The sequence below is a fragment of the Streptomyces sp. PH10-H1 genome, assembly GCF_030063355.1.
Lineage (GTDB): Bacteria > Actinomycetota > Actinomycetes > Streptomycetales > Streptomycetaceae > Actinacidiphila.
On the sequence record NZ_JASISZ010000061.1, the window covers coordinates 1 to 14,881 of the forward strand.

13 protein-coding genes and 1 riboswitch are annotated in these 14,881 nt (G+C 72.7%); of the genes, 6 read left to right on the top strand and 7 right to left on the bottom strand.

All coding sequences use genetic code 11. The features are described from left to right. The coding region (locus QMK24_RS29680; protein ID WP_283469904.1) for a LuxR family transcriptional regulator at positions 1-1,862 on the top strand (1,862 nt) is incomplete at its 5' end. A 39-nt stretch (positions 1,863-1,901) separates the two neighbouring features. After that, positions 1,902-2,246 (top strand): cupin domain-containing protein, encoded by a 345-nt coding sequence (locus QMK24_RS29685; RefSeq protein ID WP_283469905.1) that lies wholly within the window; start codon positions 1,902-1,904, stop codon positions 2,244-2,246. 113 nt (positions 2,247-2,359) lie between these two features. Here QMK24_RS29685 and QMK24_RS29690 read toward each other — a convergent pair whose 3' ends face one another. The 3 genes from QMK24_RS29690 to QMK24_RS29700 all read right to left on the bottom strand — a co-directional run bounded on the left by QMK24_RS29690 (position 2,360) and on the right by QMK24_RS29700 (position 5,647). Further along, positions 2,360-3,370 (bottom strand): M23 family metallopeptidase, encoded by a 1,011-nt coding sequence (locus QMK24_RS29690; protein WP_283469906.1) that lies wholly within the window; start codon positions 3,368-3,370, stop codon positions 2,360-2,362. 5 nt (positions 3,371-3,375) lie between these two features. Further along, a riboswitch (cyclic di-AMP (ydaO/yuaA leader) is annotated at positions 3,376-3,553 on the bottom strand. A gap of 394 nt (positions 3,554-3,947) precedes the next feature. Continuing rightward, complete coding sequence (locus QMK24_RS29695; protein WP_283469907.1) at positions 3,948-4,940, bottom strand: GNAT family N-acetyltransferase; 993 nt, start codon at positions 4,938-4,940, stop codon at positions 3,948-3,950. Positions 4,941-4,975: 35 nt separating this feature from the next. Next, positions 4,976-5,647, bottom strand: coding sequence for a nucleoside/nucleotide kinase family protein (locus QMK24_RS29700; RefSeq protein ID WP_283469908.1), 672 nt, complete (start codon positions 5,645-5,647; stop codon positions 4,976-4,978). A gap of 279 nt (positions 5,648-5,926) precedes the next feature. Between QMK24_RS29700 and QMK24_RS29705 the strand changes: the two genes are divergently transcribed. Next, positions 5,927-6,121: a hypothetical protein gene (locus QMK24_RS29705; RefSeq protein WP_283469909.1), complete on the top strand. Its 195-nt coding sequence runs from the start codon at positions 5,927-5,929 to the stop codon at positions 6,119-6,121. A gap of 113 nt (positions 6,122-6,234) precedes the next feature. After that, the gene (locus QMK24_RS29710; RefSeq protein WP_283469910.1) at positions 6,235-7,833 is read left to right on the top strand and encodes a hypothetical protein; all 1,599 of its coding nucleotides are present in this window, start codon (positions 6,235-6,237) and stop codon (positions 7,831-7,833) included. 15 nt (positions 7,834-7,848) lie between these two features. On the opposite strand, the gene yczR is transcribed toward QMK24_RS29710, so the two are convergent. Further along, positions 7,849-9,339, bottom strand: coding sequence for a MocR-like transcription factor YczR (yczR, locus tag QMK24_RS29715; RefSeq protein WP_283469911.1), 1,491 nt, complete (start codon positions 9,337-9,339; stop codon positions 7,849-7,851). Between the two features lie 49 nt (positions 9,340-9,388). On the opposite strand from yczR, the gene yczE reads away from it, so the two are divergent. Both yczE and QMK24_RS29725 read left to right on the top strand, forming a co-directional pair. After that, the gene (gene yczE, locus QMK24_RS29720) at positions 9,389-10,174 is read left to right on the top strand and encodes a membrane protein YczE (RefSeq protein WP_283469912.1); all 786 of its coding nucleotides are present in this window, start codon (positions 9,389-9,391) and stop codon (positions 10,172-10,174) included. A 257-nt stretch (positions 10,175-10,431) separates the two neighbouring features. Then, positions 10,432-10,806 carry an RNA polymerase-binding protein RbpA gene (locus tag QMK24_RS29725; protein ID WP_283469913.1) on the top strand — a complete coding sequence of 125 codons (375 nt, stop codon included), beginning with the start codon at positions 10,432-10,434 and terminating at the stop codon, positions 10,804-10,806. 69 nt (positions 10,807-10,875) lie between these two features. Here the strand turns inward: QMK24_RS29725 and fxsA are convergent, their stop codons facing one another. The 3 genes from fxsA to lnt all read right to left on the bottom strand — a co-directional run bounded on the left by fxsA (position 10,876) and on the right by lnt (position 13,937). Then, the gene (gene fxsA / locus QMK24_RS29730; protein WP_283469914.1) at positions 10,876-11,466 is read right to left on the bottom strand and encodes an FxsA family membrane protein; all 591 of its coding nucleotides are present in this window, start codon (positions 11,464-11,466) and stop codon (positions 10,876-10,878) included. 87 nt (positions 11,467-11,553) lie between these two features. Further along, positions 11,554-12,321, bottom strand: a complete 768-nt coding sequence (locus QMK24_RS29735; RefSeq protein WP_283469915.1) for a polyprenol monophosphomannose synthase — start codon at positions 12,319-12,321, stop codon at positions 11,554-11,556. Continuing rightward, positions 12,318-13,937 carry an apolipoprotein N-acyltransferase gene (gene lnt, locus QMK24_RS29740; RefSeq protein ID WP_283469917.1) on the bottom strand — a complete coding sequence of 540 codons (1,620 nt, stop codon included), beginning with the start codon at positions 13,935-13,937 and terminating at the stop codon, positions 12,318-12,320. Before lnt ends, QMK24_RS29735 begins: the two co-directional genes overlap by 4 nt. Positions 13,938-14,881 lie beyond the last annotated feature (944 nt).

The window sequence follows — 14,881 nt, forward strand, 5'->3', positions numbered from 1 at the left end:
GCGCCGGCGCGGCGGACCTGCCGCCCGCCGAGGAGGGCGGCCTGATCCAGCTGGACGACGACCGGCTGCGGTTCCGCCATCCCCTGGTCCGTGCCGCCGTCTACCAACGCGCGCCGCTGGCCGACCGGCTGATTGTCCATCAGGCGCTGGCCGCCATTCTGGATTCCCCGCAGGACGCGGACCGCAGGGCCTGGCATCTGGCGTCCGCGGCGACCGGCCCCGACGAGGCGGCGGCTGCCGCCCTGGAGGACACCGCCGGGCGGGCCCGGGACCGCAGCGGCTATACGGCGGCCTCCCTCGCCTTCGAACGGGCCGCCCGGCTCAGCACCGACCCCGGGGCCAGGACCCGGCGGCTCGCCCTGGCGGCCGAGGCCGCCTCCGAGGCCGGCGAACTCGACTGCGCCCGGGACTTCGCCGAGCAGGCCGCGCGCCAGACCCATGACCCCGCGCTCCAGGCCCGGCTCAGCCACGTCCGGGCACTCGCCGAATTCCTGCGGGGCTCCTTCCCCACCGCGCACCGGCTGCTGATCGACGGCGCCGGGCACGCGGCCGCCACCGATCCCGAGCGCGCCGCGCGCATGCTCATGCAGGCCGCCCACACCGCCTGGTACCTGGGCGAGCAGGAGGTCGCGGACACGATGGAGCGGCTGGGCGCGCTTGAGCTGCCCGCGACGAGTTCCGTAGGCCCGGTGGCGCGGTTCATCACCGCCGCCCTCGGCCGTACCGGTGCCGCCGAGGGGCCGCCGGAACTGGCCGCGTCGGTCGCCGCCGCCCGCGCCGCCGGGGCCTGCGACCCGCGCGACCTGATGCTGCTGTGCGGCGCGGGCCTGGCGGTCGGCCAGGACGACGAGGCCCATGAGCTGGCCGCCGCGCTCGCCGCCGAGAGCCGTGACCGGGGCGGCATCGGCCGGCTGCCGACGTTGCTCTTCTTCATCGCCGAGGCCGAGGTGTTCGCGGGCCGGCACCGTGACGCGCTGGCCACCGCGGAGGAGGCGCTGCGCATCGCCGGGGACACCGGACAGCAGCAGTGGATCAGCCAGTTCAGCAGCGTGCTGGCGTATCTGGCGGCTGTCGAGGGGGACGAGGAGCACTGCCGGCGGTACACCGCCGACGCCCTCGCCGGGGCGGAGGGATCCGCGATGCCTCCCGGCGCCCCCTGGTCGTACTGGGCGCAGGGCATGCTCGACCTGGGCCTCGGCCGGGCGCAGTCGGCGCTGGACGGGCTGGAGCGGCTCACCCGTGAACCGCTGCGGCACCATTTCTGCGCCACCCGCAGCACACCCGATCTCGTCGAGGCGGCCGTACGGCTGGGTCTCGGCCCGCGCGCCGCCGAGCCGTTCGCCCGCTTCGAACGGTGGGCCGGCCGCTCCCGGCAGCCCTGGTCCGACGCGCTGGTGCTGCGCTGCCGGGCGCTGCTCGGCCCGGATGCCGAGGCCGAGGCGCACTTCACGGCCGCGCTGAAACTCCACGACGAACACCGCCGTCCGCTGGAACATGCCCGCACCGGGCTGCTGTACGGCGAATGGCTGCGGCGCGCCCGCCGCAAGAGCGAGGCACGAGGCCATCTGCGGTCGGCGCTCGATGTGTTCGAGCGGCTGGGCACCCGGCCCTGGGCGGACCGCGCGCGGTGCGAACTCGGTGCCACCGGCACGGTCGCCCCGCAGAGCCAGGAACCCGGCGTATTGGCGGAGTTGACGCCGCAGGAGCTGCACATCGCGCGGCTCGCCGCCCAGGGGATGTCCAACCGGGACATCGCGGCCCAGCTGTTCCTCAGCCCGCGCACCGTCGGCTACCACCTGTACAAGGCGTATCCCAAGCTCGGGATCGCCTCCCGCGGCGAACTCACCGCGCTTTTCGAGTGATCACCTGCGGACAGCGGCTCGCTGGGAGATGCTGAACGGATGAACGCACCTGATCAGGCTCTCCGGACAGCGGGCCGTGTGCTGCCCATTCATGTCGACGATGTTCCCACCACCGAGATCGGCCAAGGCATCACCCTGCGCGAACTGCCCGGCCCCTCCCCGCTCAGCTTCTGGGTCGTGGATTTCGAACCCGGCGCCCAGTGGCCCGGCATCGATGTCCATGAGACGGTCGGCGAAGGCTATTACGTGGCGGAGGGCGAGGTCATCGAAGGCGATCAGCGCCATGGGCCCGGCACCTATGTCGTACTCGAACCGGGTTCCAGCCACCAGCCGCGCACGGAGACCGGAGCCCGCGTGTTCGGCTACAACTACCCCGCTCCCTGAAAGAAACGGACGGCGGTGAAACGCGGAAGTGCCCGTCCGGCCCTGAAGGAATTCCGGGGAATTCCAGGACCGAACGGGCACTCCGGGTCTCGCGGGAATGCCGCCGCGATGGGTCAGACGCTGACGCCGTGGGCGCGCAGGTAGCCGAGCGGGTCGATGTCCGTGCCGTAGCCGGGGCCCGTGCGGATCTCGAAGTGCAAGTGCGGGCCGGTCACATTGCCGGTCGCGCCGGACAGTCCGAGCTGCGAGCCCGCGGAGACGGTCTGCCCCGCGGAGACGCTCAGCTGGGACAGGTGCGCGTACTGCGAGTACTTGCCGTCGCCGTGCTGGATGACGACCTCGTTGCCGTAGGCGCCGTCCCAGCCGGCCGACACGACGGTGCCGTTGGCGATCGCCTTCACCGAGGTGCCGGTCGACACGACGAAGTCCACACCGGTGTGGTACCCGCTGGACCAGTTCGAACCGGCCTGGTGGTACGGCGTGCCGATGGGGCCCGTGACCGGGAGGTTGTAGCCGGAGGAGGACGAGGTAGACGCGGAGGGCGCGGAGGAGGCGCTCTTCGCCGGGGCCTTTGCGGCGGAGGACGAGGCGGACGTGCCGCTCTTGGCCAGGGCCTTCTCGGCGGGCGCCGAGGACTTCGGCGCCGAGGACTTCGGAGCGGAGGACTTCGGAGCGGAGGACTTCGGAGCGGAGGACTTCGGAGCGGAGGACGCGGCCGCGGCCTTGCCGCCGAGCGCCAGGGTCTGGCCGGGGTAGATCAGGTCCGGGTTGCCGCCGACGGTCTTCTTGTTGTTGGCGTACAGCGTCTGCCAGCCACCGCTGACGCGGTGCACGTCGGCGATCTTCGACAGGGAGTCGCCGCCGACCACCTTGTAGGACTCATCGGCGGAGCTCTTGGCCGGCGCGGCCTTCGCGACGGGCGCGGCCGGCGCGGCGGTGTGCGAGGAGGCGTTCGTCGCGGCGATGCCGGCGACGTTCGCAGCGGCGGCATGGGTGTCGGCGGCGGAGGCGTTCGCGGCCATGGTCAGCGGCAGTGCGAGGGCGACGCCACCGGTACCGGCCGCGACGCAGATTCGGGTGAGCCGGTTCATGCTGCGAAGGCGGTGCTTTCCCTGTGCGGGCATGGGGGAATTCCTCTCCTACGCCGGCGAGGTGAGCTGTCGGGTTCGGGCTGGAGACGCCCGGTCGCGGCATGCGTCATGACTGGCGCATTGCACTGCGACTTCACCCCAAGCCGTCTCTGATCATCAGGACGGCACTTACCTGGGTCCCCCGCTCCTGCCGTAGAAGTTTGGTATTCATGACACCGGGCAGCGGCAGGACTAGGCGTTCCACCCGATGGGATCCTGCGAGTATTTGACCCGCAGGAAAGCGAAGCTAAACGAACTCCGTACGGCGGAGCAACATGCGGGTATGAGCCGCATATCACGCGGAAAGTCCGGCGCGCATTTCCGTGACCCTATGTCGACGGGCCCGGTCTCTGCGTATGCGATCACTTCACGCTGGGTGAGTCGGCACGGTGAAATTCGTGACAAATTGCGGACGGGGTGAACACACCGTCGACATTGCCCCAGCAGTGCGTATCGAACGCGTGAGCCGCCTCACTACCCAACCCGCGTGTGAGCGCCGTCACGTGCCGGCCGGTCCCGGTGCACGGACCGGAACCGACCGGTGCGAGTCACCGCGCCGCCGCTCCCGCGCCTACCCGGGCGCCTGTCCGGCGACCTGCCCCGGGCGGATCCGCGGATCGAGGACGCGGCTGAGCCGGTAGGCGGCGACCCGGAAGCCCACCGCCGGCCAGTGCCCCGCAGCCAGCGGCGAGGCGGAGTGCCAGCGCGCGCCGATGTGCCGGTACTCGTGGTCGTACGCCCAGGCCGCCGCGGTGGCCAGCAGGATCCGGCTGACGCCCTCGCCCCGCGCGGCCGGCTCGACATACGCCTCGGCCAGTTCCACGCAGGCGTCGGGGGTGACGGGGCCCGCCGCGGCCGGGGCGAGCAGGACCATGCCGATCTCCTCGCCCCCGCGGCCGGCGATCCAGGCCGCGCACCGTGGGTCGGAGAGCGCGTCGGAGTACCGGGTGCGCATCGCGGCCAGGGCGCCGTCGGGTTGCGGCAGGAACATCGCCGACTGCCGCTGGTAGCGGGCCGATTCGGCTGCCATCCGGCCGATCTGCTGCAGATCACCGGGTCCGGCCCGCCGGATGCTCAGCCCGTCCACCCCGCGCGGCTGCCGGCCGCGCGGCTTGACGGCCATCAGCCCGTACATCTCCTCGAACCCGAAGCCCAGTTGGCACCAGTCCATCGCGCCGGCATCGGACACCGGCAGTTCGACGTAGTGGACGAGCCGCCGCTGGGAGACCAGCCTGGCCGCCGCCTCGGTATAGAGAGCGCGCAGTGCCCCGTTGTCGCGCCGACCCGGCGCCAGCGCGTGCCCGCCGTGGCGGACCACCGCCGAACGGGGGTGACTGCGGAGCGCGGCGGGGGTGTCCTCGGCGAGGTCGAGCGGGGTGGCGGCGAGATAGCCCGCAGGTCTGCCGCCGCTGTCCCGGGCGAAGTACGCCTCGGCGTCGGGTTCCGCGAGAAGCTTCCCGAGCAGTTCCGCACCGGACGGAGCGGCGAGCGGCCTGCTCCTGCGGGGGTGGCCTGCCCAGCGGTCGTACAGGGCGGCGGCCTCGGGTATGTGCTCAGCGCTCATCGGCGCGATCGCGAAGGTCATGGTGGGGGGCGACGCTAGCCGTCCGCGTGGTGCGGCGGCAAGCGATGCCAGGCATGTCCGTTCCAGGCCGGATGCCGGGGGTCGTCGGCGTGCACGAGGACGTCCGCCGCCTCCGCAGGGCGGACCTCGTCGGAGTACCGGCCGAAGGCGGGCAGCGTCCACCGCTCGTCGTCCGGCGTGCGCCGCGCCAGCGCCGCCGGGGACAGCCGCAGATGGATCGTCAGGTCAAGGTCGAGCCCCTGGCCGAGCAGCAGCTGTCCGTCCAGCAGCAGGACTCCGCCGGGCGGCAGTTCGACGTAGCCGGCGCGGGTCGCGCGATCGGCGGCGGCGTCCCACAGCGAGGGCAGCACCCGGCCGCTGCCGCCGGGCGCCAGCGGGTCGAGGACCTCGCGGCGCAGCGCGCCGGCGTCCAGCCACAGGTCGTAGTACGCGTCGGAGTCCTCGCGGCCGTATTCGAAGCGCAGGGAGGCCGGGCGCCAGAAGTCCGCGGCGCGCACCCGCAGGACGCGGTGGCCGCGGGCGGGCAATTCCTCGGCCAGGGCGTCCGCCAGGGCCGCGGGCCGGGCGGCCGGGGCGCCGTCGACGGCCACCCGCAGCCACGGTCTCGCGGCCGTCGGGGTGCGGGCCGCCACCTGGTCGGCGAGGGTCCCGGCCAGCCGGGGCCAGGTGATCGGGGTCAGCCGCATACGCGGCATCGTCGCATACGCGGTGCGAAGCCCTGACCGTTGATCGGCGGGGAATTCGCCCGTTCGGGCGACATCACTGGCCCATTGGCCGGACGGCGGACATGACCACCGTCCGGCGCGGCAATGATCGCGCCGAGATCGCCCCGGAAGGGCTTCCGGAGCGACCATTCGGGGGGAATTTCCTACAAATCACCCATTTGCCACTTTCCACTACCCATTACTTTTTGTGAGCCTGGAAGAACTCATGGTGACCGTCCCCATCACCCAGGAGAAAGCCCAATGATCCTGTCCATCTCCGGCGTCGTTCTTCTCGGCGTCATCGCGTTCCTGTTCTTCCGCAAAGACGGGCTGAAGGTCTCCCACCTCCTCGTCTGCGCCCTCTTCGGCTTCTACCTCGCGGGCACCGGCATCGCCCCGAGCATCAAGGCGGGCGGAGCCAGCCTGGCGGGCCTGCTGGGCGGGATCAAGATCTAGCGGGGCCGTCTCCGACGGCAGCCCTCCACAGGGCCCGGGCCGCTTGACGGCGCTCCGGGCCCCACCTCGTCGCATCCGACCCGTCACGCCCGTCCCCACCCACTGGAGCATCCGTGGCCAGGCACCCCCTCCCCAGCATCCTCAGCAGCCGACCGTCGCTCGCGCGCAGCCGCGAACTCGCGCGAACCGCCGCCGACAGTGCCACCGACGTGCTCCATCCGCTCATCTCCATCACCCGGGGCATGCGCAAGCAGGCCTCCTGGGCCCACGGCTGGTGGGCCCGCACCCCCAAGGACCGGCGGGGCCCCGCGCTGCTGCTCGGCGCTGCCATGATCGTCGTCGTCGCGCTGATGCCGTACGGGCCGCTGCTGGCCCTGGGCGGGGTCCTGGCCTCCGCCGGCTGGATGGGCCGCGACCGCACCGCCCCCGCGCCGGCCGGTCCCAGCGAGGCCGAGACCGAGAAGCTCCAGGCGCTGTACGAGGCCCTGGCGCCGTATCTGTCCGACCCGGACGACCCGTGCCCGCTCTACGCACGCGACGGCAGCTGGGACAGCGCCTTCAGCGAGTACGCGTTCGAGGACGGCCGGCTGACCCGGCTGCACCTGCGTTACCCGGCGTACTTCACCGACGGCGAGGCCGAGTCGCGCGGCCGGGTCGAGCAGCTGCTGCACGCCAAGACCGGACGCGGCCGCGAGTACCGCTTCGACTGGGACGAGGAGGCGAACCACCTCACCCTCACCGCACTGGCGCCGCTGTCCACCGGCATCGTCGCCCAGCGCTTCGTCACCGCTCCCGGCGAGACCGTCCTGGGGTTCACCGACACCGAAGTCGTCCAGCGCACCGTGCCGGTCGCCGACGGCGACGGGACCCGTGACGCCCCGCCCGTCATCTGGCGGACCGGCCCGCGCTCCACCGAGCCGCATCTGCTGGCGCTGGGCCAGCCGGGCACCGGTACCACCGGCCTGCTGCGGTCGATCGCCCTGCAGGCGCTGTGCCACGGCGATGTCGTGATCGTGGACGGCAGCGGGAGCGGCGAGTACGCCTGCTTCATCGGACGCCCCGGCGTCCTGGCCGTCGAGAGCGGTCTCGCCGGGACGTGCGCGACGCTCGAATGGGCCGCGCACGAGACCGAGCGACGGCTCATCGCGGTCAACCGGGCCCGCCAGGCGGGGCATTCGGCGCCGGAGGACGCCCGCCGCCCGCTGTGGATCCTGGTCGACCGGCCCACCGCGCTGACCCAGCTCGCCCACGCCGAGGGCCGCCCCGACCCGCAGCTGCTCCTGGACGTGCCGCTGCGGCACGGGCGCATCGCCAATGTCGCCGTGGCCGTCGCCGACCAGCTCGACGCCGCCGAGGTACTGGCCCCGGCCGTCATCACCCACACCCGCGCCCGCGTCCTGCTCGGCGCCCTCGCCCCCGAGCACGCCCGGGCCGTCCTCGGCGCCTCCCAGTGCACCACCTCCGCCGCCCAGGTCCCCGCCGGCCGCGGCTACGCCCGCCTCGGCACCGGCCCGGTCCTCCGCCTCCAGGTCCCCGCCACCCCCGACCCCTACGACGACGAGACCAGCGACGCCCACCGCGAGGCCGTCCTCACCCTGCTGCCCCCCGTCGGCACACCCGCCGACGCCCTGGAACACGAGCCGGACCCGGAGCCCGACCCGGAGCCGACAACCGAACCCCTGATCCGCCCCACGGCGGACCTGGAGCGCTAGCGGCCGTTCGGCCGGTCAGGCTACGAAGAGGCCGGCTCCTTCGGCGTCGGCGCCGCCGCCGGAGCGGACGATGTGGGCGGCGGCGGCGAGCCGGGAGACCGCCTCCTTGGCGGTGCTGCCGCCGACGGTGAACGGCAGCCGTACGTAGGACTCGAAGGCGCCGTCGACGCCGAACCGCGGTCCGGACGGTACGCGGACGCCGAGCCGTTCGCCGGCCACCGCGAGGCGCGAGCCCGACACGTCGCCGGTGCGCACCCACATGGTCATGCCGCCGGACGGAACGGTGAACTCCCAGTCGGGGGTCTGCTCGCGCAGCGCCGCCACCAGGTCGTCGCGGTGTCCGGCGGCGCGTGCGCGGCGGGTGGCGACGGCCTGGTCCCAGCCGCCGCCACGCAGCAGCCAGGCGACGGCGAGCTGGTCCACCACGGGGGATCCGAGGTCCAGATAGGCGCGGGCGGACACGAGCCGGCGTACGACGTCGGGCGCGGCCCGTACCCAGCCGATCCGCAGGCCGGCCCAGATCGCCTTGCTGGCGGAGCCGACGGTGATCACCGTGCCGCCCCGGTCGAAGGCGGCCATGGGCCGCGGGATGGGGGTGTCCGCGTCGAGGACGAGTTCGGCCATCGTCTCGTCGGCGACGACGACGGAGCCGGTGGCACGGGCCGTCTCGACCAGGGCGCGGCGCTGGTCGTCGCCGACCAGCGTGCCGGTCGGGTTGTGGAAGTCCGGCATGACGTAGGCCATGCGGGGCGCGGCGTCGCGCAGCACCCGCTGCCAGGCGTCGATGTCCCAGCCGCCGAGGCCGTCGCGCATGGCCACCGGCACCAGCCGTGCGCCCGTCTCACGGAACAGTTCGAGCACGTTCGCGTAGCTCGGGGATTCCACCGCGACGCGTTCGCCGAGTCCGACGAGCCGGCGGGCGGCCGCGGCGATGGCGCCCATCGCGCCGGTGGTGACCATGATCTGTTCCGGCATGGTGGGGACGCCGCGGGCGGTGTAGCGGTCGGCGATCGCCTCGCGCAGCACCGGGAGCCCGGCGGGGAAGTCGCCGTGGGTGGCCGCGTAGGCCGGAAGTTCGGCCAGGGCTCCCTCCATGGCGCGGGTCAGCCACGGTTCGGGAGCGGGCAGGGCCGCGCAGCCGAGGTCGATGACGGTGCCCGCGGAGTCCGGCGGGAGCGGGTCGAGGATTCTGCTGGGCAGCGCGTGGCCCTCGGGGATGGCGGTCCAGCTGCCCGCGCCGCGGCGGGAGCGGGCGAATCCCTCGGCGCGCAGCGCCTCGTAGGCGGCGGCGACGGTGGTGCGGCTGACGCCCAGCGCGAGCGCGAGTTCCCGCTCGGCGGGCAGCCTGGCGGCGACCGGCACCCGGCCTTCGAGCACCAGCAGCCGTACGCCGTCGGCCAGTCCGCGGTAGGCCGGTACGCGACGGCCGCTGCCGCCGGAGGCCGGCCGGGGTTCGAGCAGCCTGGCGAGCGGCGCCGCTCCTACCGATGCAGTCCACTGCGACATCGAATTCAGTCCACCTTTCGCGGATTGGCGGTGGCGGTCACCCACATCCATGCCACAGAGTGCCACGTACATCACCGGCTTCACCAGGGGGGTCCCGTTGCATACCGGTCGCCGCATCGTCCATCTCTACGTCGGTCTGGTCCTGTACGGCGCCAGCGACGCGCTCCTGGTCAGCGCGGGTCTCGGCCTGGACCCCTGGGACGTCTTCCACCAGGGTCTTTCCGATCACGTCGGCCTGAGCATCGGCATGGTGTCGATCGCGGTGGGGGCCGCGGTCCTGCTGTTGTGGTGGCCACTGCGGCAGCGGCCGGGACTGGGCACCGTGTCGAATGTCTTCATCGTAGGACTGGCGATGGACGGCACCCTCCGGCTGATGCCGGAGATCCACAGCCTGGGCATCCGGATCCCGCTGCTGGTGGCGGCGGTCGTGCTCAACGGGGTGGCGACCGGCCTGTACATCACCGCGCGCTTCGGTCCGGGCCCGCGCGACGGGCTGATGACGGGGCTGCACCGCAGGTCGGGCCGGTCGATCCGGCTGGTGCGCACCGGCATCGAGGTGGCAGTGCTGGCCGTCGGCTTCCTGCTGGGCGGCAGTGTCGGGGTGGGAACGGTGCTGTACGCGCTGGCCATCGGACCGCTCGCCCAGTACTTCCTGCGGTTCTTCGAGATCGAGCGGCCCGGCGGGGGCACCGTCGCCGCGGGACCATCGGGATGGTCGTTGGCCGGAGCCGCGGCACCGCCCCGGCCGGGCCCCGGCGGGACTTCCGCCGCTCGCGTGCCGTGCGGCGAGGGGGCCGGCGAGGCCGTCGGAAATCGCATGCCGGACACAATTTAGGTATTGGGGGTCGCGGGCCGGTAGTGTACGCGGTTGTCCCGCTAGGTTGACCGTTACTGCGCGCTAAAGATATGGAAGCGCCGGGTGACATCTCACAGTAGATGTGACAAAACGGGCAATGGTGGGTACAAACAGGGGCGGCACGACGGGCGACGCATGTCCCTCAATGGGAATCTTCACCGCCGACCGGACGTTGACCGGATGACGACGACAGCGACACCTGTCCTGTGGGCGACAAAGCCCGGGAGGCACGATTCATGAGTGAGCGAGCTCTCCGCGGTACGCGACTCGGGGCCACTAGCTACGAGACCGACCGTGGTATCGATCTGGCACCTCGCCAGACCGTTGAGTACGCATGCCGTAACGGACATCGTTTTGAGATGCCGTTCTCGGTTGAGGCCGAAATTCCGTCGGAGTGGGAGTGCCGCGCATGCGGCACCATCGCACTTCTGGTGAACGGAGAGGGCCCGGAGAAGAAGGAAACCAAGCCCGCGCGCACGCACTGGGACATGCTCATGGAGCGGCGCACGCTCGAAGAGCTCGAGGAGGTGCTGGCTGAGAGGCTGGCCGTCCTGAGGTCCGGAGCGATGAACATCGCGGTGCATCCGCGCGACAACCGCAAGAGCGCCTGACCAACAGGCATCGGGCCCGTGGTGACACACGGGCCCGCCCAACACTTCTGCCCCGTGGCGGAGCGCTGATCAGCGCTCTGCCCCGGGGTTCTTGCGATCCGGGTCCACGACCTCGCCCTGGATGACCTCACCCGGGATGACCTTGCCGTCGGGACGGTGGATACGGATCTGCTCATTGGCGACCCGCGCCTGCTGGAACAGGTCGCCGATCGAACCGGAGTCGTACGTACCGCGGCGCGCCAGCGCGCGGTCCGCCACCTTGCGCAGCAGCACGCGGGTGGGCGGGAACAGACACAGCAGCCCGACCGCGTCGGACACGAAGCCCGGCAGCATCAGCAGCAGGCCGCCCAGCATCCCCAGCGCCGCCCCGGTGGCCTCGCTCCCGGGAGCGGCGACCCCCGGCACCCCGGGGGTGCCGGGCTGCATGGAGCCGGTCAGGCTGCGCCAGGCGCTGCGCCCGGCCCGCTTCACCACGAGCGCGCCGAGCACGAACCCCGCCACGAGCAGCAGCAGGACGGTGCCGCCGCTGGTGGCGCCGGCCACCACGGTCAGCAGCCAGATCTCCAGCACCGCGTAGGCCGCCACCGCCAGGGGAGCGAAGGTGCGGGCGCGCGAGCGCCGGGGCTGCGGGCGGAGCGGGGGCGGGGTGCTGGTAGTCATACGGTCAATTGTGCCTGGGCCCGCATAAAGCCACGATCACCGGTCATGGTCATGGCCATGGTCACCGGTCACGATCGCCGGCCGGGCTCAGCCGGTCTTGCGGCTGAACACCCGGCTCACGCGGGACCCCACGCCCCAGGCGGTGACCCGCCACAGCGCCTCGACCACGATGCTGCGGCTCATCTTGCTGTCGCCGCGCTCGCGTTCCACGAAGGTGATGGGGACCTCGACCACATGGAAGCCCGCCTTGACCGTGCGCCAGGCCAGGTCGACCTGGAAGCAGTACCCGGCGGAGGCGACCTCGTCCATCCCGAGCCCGGTCAGGGTCTCCTTGCGGAAGGCCCGGTAGCCGCCGGTGACATCGCGGATCGGCACGTCCAGCAGGAGCCGTGAGTACGTGCTGCCGCCGCGCGAGAGGAACTCCCGGGACTTGGGCCAGTTGACGACCCGGCCGCCGGGGATCCAGCGCGAGCCGAGAACCAGGTCCGCGCCCTTGAGGGCGGTGAGCAGCCGGGGCAGTTCCTCGGGCTGGTGCGAGCCGTCGGCGTCCATCTCGACGAGGACGCCGTGCCCCTGGTCGATGCCCCAGCGGAAGCCGGCCAGGTAGGCGGCGCCCAGGCCTTCCTTGCCCTGCCGGTGCAGCACGTGGACGTGTTCGTCCGAGGCGGCCAGTTCGTCGGCGATCTTGCCGGTGCCGTCCGGGCTGTTGTCGTCGGCGACCAGGATGTGCGCCTCGGGTACCGAGGACCGGACCCGGGCCACGATCGGTTTGATGTTCTCGGCTTCGTTGTAAGTCGGGATGATGACCAGAACCGTGCCGAGCGGACCGAAGTCCCGCTGCCCGCCCTCGTTCACTGCTGCTGCCCCTTCGTCTGCGTGGCTCCGCGCCTGCCGAGCGCGATGGCAAGAGCGCAGGACAGAAGCCCCACCATAGCGAGAGTCCACTCGGGAACCGTACCGACGCGGTCGGCGACGGTGAGCTCGTCACGCAGCGGGATCCGGGCGCTCAGGACATCCTGGGTGAATTCCTTCGTGCGCTGCTCTATGGTGCCGTCGGGCGCGACCACCGCGCTGATGCCGCTGGTCGCCGCGGTGACGATGGCACGGCCGTGCTCGATGGCCCGCAGCCGCGACATGGCGAGCTGCTGCTCGGGCTGGCCGGTGCGGCCGTACGTCGCGTTGTTGGTCTGGACGATGATCGCGCGGGCGCCCGCCGTGACGGTGTCGTGCACGATCTCGTCGTAGGCGACCTCGAAGCAGATGACGTCCCCGAGGGTGGCGGGGCCGATCTTGAGGACTCCGGTGCCCTTGCCCGGGTAGAAGTCGCGCGGGATCTGGTCGAGCCGGTGGATGACCTTGGCCAGCTCCGCGCGGAACGGCACGTACTCGCCGAACGGCACCGGGTGCTGCTTGGTGTACGAGGCGCCGGGTCCCGACACCGGGTCCCAGACGATGCCCTCGTTCTGTACATGCCGGGCGTCGGGACCGTCGACCAGGGCGCCGACCAGAACCGGGACACCGACGGCCCGGACAGCCCGGGTGATCCTGTCGTACGCCTGCGGGTTGCTGAACGGGTCGAGGTCGGAGGAGTTCTCCGGCCAGATCACCAGATCCGGCTTGGGCGTCCGCCCGGTCTTGATGTCCGCGATGTCCGCGGCCAGCTTCAGGGTGGCCGCGACGTGGTTGTCCAGGATCTGCATCGGACGGCCGAGGAAGTGCATACCGGGCTGCTGGACGTTGCCCTGCACGATGGCCACCCGGACGAAGTCGGTGGCCTGGGTGGGGACCGGCACCGCGTAGCCGGCGGCGATGACGGCGGCCGCCATCGCGGCGGTCCCGGCGACGGGCAGCAGGGTGCGGACGGTACGGGCGGCCCCGGCGCGCAGCCGCAGGGCGGCGAGCACGGCCGCGGCCAGCAGGGTGCCGGTCAGCGCGACGGCGAAGGTGACCAGCGGGGCCCCGCCGAGGGCCGCGAGCGGTGTGAACGGCGATCCGGTGTTGGCGAACGCCAGCCGCCCCCAGGGGAAGCCGCCGAAGGGCAGCCGGTCCCTGGCCAGTTCCTCGGCCACCCACAGGCACCCGCCCCACAGCGGCCAGCCCGGCAGCCGGGAGGTCAGCGCGAGGCCGGCCCCGAGCACGGCGACGAAGAGCGCTTCCAATACGGACAGCCCGAAGACCGCGTCGTAGCCGACGACCCGCAGCCACAGCAGCAGCCACAGGAAGAAGGGCAGCGCGAAGGCGAAGCCCAGCCAGGCGCCCTGCCGGGCGGTCCGGTCGCGCGTGAGGAGCGACAGACCGGCGACCGCGACGATCGACAGCGGCCACAGGTCGTAGGGCGGGAAGGCGGCGGCCAGCGCCAGTCCGCACAGCGCGGCGGCGCCGCTGCGGGGGGCGGCGCGCCGGACGGCCAGCGCCGCGCGCTGCCTCCGGCCGGGGCGGGCGGGCGCGGGCACCGCCTCGTGCTCCGGCACGGCCGGAACCACGGCCGGGTCCGATGCCGGGCCAGCGGCTGGGTCTCCGGCCGGGGCGGTGTCGGGTCGCGGGCGCACGTCGCGGCCTTCCTGCAGGTGGTGAGCTGGTGCAGTGACGGTACAACGTGCCCGCGCCGGCGCGGGTCGCGGGTGGCGGAGCGGGGGGCCTCCGGCCGGTCATGGGCGGTCCGGGCGCCGTCCGGTGCACGGGTCCCCGCCGGAGGCGGGGGAAGCGTCGCGGAGGCGGGGGAAGCGTCGCGGAGGCGGCCGAGGGCACCCGCATACGCGGGTGTGCCCTGTGCCCTGCGACGGAACCGACCCGCTGGACAGTCCCCTCGCGCGCGAAGCCAGGTCCTGGCACGCGCCGGTGCGTGAGGAAGACGGTGCGGCGCGGGCGTAGCGCCCAGTGCTGGCACGGGCCGGTGCGCGACGTGAGGAAGGCGGCGCGGCACGGCGCGGGCGCGGCGCCCGGCTCGAGCTCGGGCTGGTGCGGGAGGCCGGCGGTGCGGTGCGGGCATGGCGCCCGGTCCGGGCACGGCACCGGCCGGTGCGGGAGACGCCCGCTACGGAACGGGCCCGGAACGCCCTTCGGGCCGACCTGGGACCCGCTGGCTGCGAGTCGGCGCCAAGGCCGTTGTCTACTGGGCGTCCGGGCCCTTCCCGGGTCACACCTGCCGTCCGGCGGCACTCGCCGTGAAGCGAGCCGCTTTCCGTGCCGCTGACGCTGGACCTGGCTGCCAGTGGCGGCGTGCACGTGCGGCGCGACACCCCATGGCCCAGCGGCGGTCGACGGATTCGCGGAGGGTCCCCGGTCCGACGTCCTGTGGTGGACTCGGCCGAACCTACTCGCCTTCGACCGTTGGCTGTCAACAGTCACTTGACCTGCGATGATCCTTCAAATCAGCAGGTCAGTGCGGGGCCTGCGGAGTCTGCGCGACAGGCCG

Bases quoted from the DNA above. Each gene is read 5' to 3' on its own strand.
- QMK24_RS29685 (WP_283469905.1), top strand. From the start codon at position 1,902: ATGAACGCACCTGATCAGGCTCTCCGGACAGCGGGCCGTGTGCTGCCC.
- QMK24_RS29690 (WP_283469906.1), bottom strand. From the start codon at position 3,370: ATGCCCGCACAGGGAAAGCACCGCCTTCGCAGCATGAACCGGCTCACC.
- QMK24_RS29695 (WP_283469907.1), bottom strand. From the start codon at position 4,940: ATGAGCGCTGAGCACATACCCGAGGCCGCCGCCCTGTACGACCGCTGG.
- QMK24_RS29700 (WP_283469908.1), bottom strand. From the start codon at position 5,647: ATGCGGCTGACCCCGATCACCTGGCCCCGGCTGGCCGGGACCCTCGCC.
- QMK24_RS29705 (WP_283469909.1), top strand. From the start codon at position 5,927: ATGATCCTGTCCATCTCCGGCGTCGTTCTTCTCGGCGTCATCGCGTTC.
- yczR (WP_283469911.1), bottom strand. From the start codon at position 9,339: ATGTCGCAGTGGACTGCATCGGTAGGAGCGGCGCCGCTCGCCAGGCTG.
- yczE (WP_283469912.1), top strand. From the start codon at position 9,389: ATGCCACAGAGTGCCACGTACATCACCGGCTTCACCAGGGGGGTCCCG.
- QMK24_RS29725 (WP_283469913.1), top strand. From the start codon at position 10,432: ATGAGTGAGCGAGCTCTCCGCGGTACGCGACTCGGGGCCACTAGCTAC.
- fxsA (WP_283469914.1), bottom strand. From the start codon at position 11,466: ATGACTACCAGCACCCCGCCCCCGCTCCGCCCGCAGCCCCGGCGCTCG.